Origin of the sequence: Streptomyces sp. NPDC005017, assembly GCF_042873115.1 — a bacterium.
Taxonomy (GTDB): Bacteria; Actinomycetota; Actinomycetes; order Streptomycetales; family Streptomycetaceae; genus Streptomyces.
Map to the genome: position 1 here is coordinate 1 of NZ_JBIALD010000059.1, position 1582 is coordinate 1582.

The 1582-nt window shown below is 70.8% G+C and carries 1 protein-coding gene; it reads left to right on the forward strand.

Going from position 1 to position 1582, the window contains the following annotated elements; translation table 11 throughout:
• The first annotated feature begins 126 nt into the window (after positions 1-126).
• Positions 127-1572 carry an NF041680 family putative transposase gene (locus ACFYR0_RS37745; protein WP_389338913.1) on the forward strand — a complete coding sequence of 482 codons (1446 nt, stop codon included), beginning with the start codon at positions 127-129 and terminating at the stop codon, positions 1570-1572.
• Positions 1573-1582: the final 10 nt, after the last annotated feature.

A 1582-nucleotide genomic window follows, 5' to 3' on the forward strand; every position in this document is an offset into this window, starting at 1 on the left:
GCTTGACGTTTAACGTCGCAGGTCACCCGACCTGCTGATCTGCGGTTCTTCCCGGGACAGCGGAGGCGGCCGTTCTCCACGCTTCGAGATGTCGAGTCACGAAGTACAAGAGAACGGCCGCTGTGTATGAGTCTGTCTGTCGATGCGTCCGCGGGCGAGGCCTTGGACGTGCTGTCCCGCTTTCGGGTCGAATTCTACGAATGCCTCTACGCTCGCGCGGATGCGCTCTTCGAGCTCACTGACGCGGTGTTGTGCGCGGACGGGCCGGTGAAGACGCTGGTCGAGCTGTCGCTGGCGGTCGAGCACCGGCGTGGGCACGGTGCGCTGTACGGAGCTTTGGACCGGGGCTGGCTGGAGCCGACGCGGTTGCGCCGCGTGCTGGCCGGGCTGCCGCTGCCGAAGGCGGCCGACGGCCGGGTCGTGCTGGCCGTGGACGTGAGCAACTGGCTCCGCCCCGATGCGCCGACCAGCGACGACCGGCTGTTCTGCCACGTCTACGGGCGTGGTGACCGCAGCAGGGACCAGTTCGTGCCGGGCTGGCCGTACTCCTTCGTGGCCGCGCTGGAGACCGGCCGCACCTCCTGGGTCGCGCTGCTGGACGCCGTGCGCCTGGGACCCGCCGACGACGCGACGCTCGTCACCGCCGCCCAACTGCGCGATGTCGTGGAGCGGTTGACGCAGGCCGGGCACTGGCGGCCGGGCGACCCGGAGATCCTCATCGTGATGGACGCCGGCTACGACGTCACCTACCTCGCCCACGCTCTGGCCGGCCTGCCGGTGATGCTGCTCGGGCGCCTGCGCTCGGACCGGGTCATGCTCCGCGACCCCGGCCCGCCCCGTTCCGGCCCGAAGGGCGGGCGGCCCCGCCGACACGGCGGCGTCCTCACTTTCGCCAAGCCCGACAGCTGGCACGAGCCCGACGTCACCACGGCCACGGACACCACCCGCTACGGCAAGGCCGAGACGATCGCCTGGGACCGGATGCACCCCCGACTCACCCACCGCGGCCCCTGGCTGGACCACGTCAAGGAGGAACTGCCCCTCCTGCACGGCACGTTGATGCGGCTGAAGGTCGAGCGACTGCCGGGCGACCGCGACCCGAAACCGGTCTGGCTGTGGTGCTCAGCCGCTGCCGCGACTCCGGCGGACGTGGACCGCTGGTGGCAGTCCTTCCTCCGCAGATTCGACCTGGAGCACACCTTCAGGCTCCTGAAGCAGACCCTCGGCTGGACGGCGCCGAAGGTCCGCCACGCCGACAGCGCCGACCTGTGGACCTGGCTCGTCATCGCCGCCCACACCCAGCTCCGCCTCGCCCGCCCCCTCGCCGAGGACCTCCGCCGCCCCTGGGAACGCCGCACCGAACCCCGCCGCCTCACTCCTGCCCGCGTCCGCCGGGGGTTTCGCAACATCCGCGCGACGGCGGCACGTCCGGCGGCCGCACCGAAACCGTCCAAGCCGGGCCCGGGACGGCCTCCCGGCTCGAAGAACAAGCACCGGGCCAAACGTCACGACGTCGGTAAAACCGTCAAACGCGCCGAGTCGATCAAGGAACACCAAGCCCGCCGAGGATAAACGCCAAGCT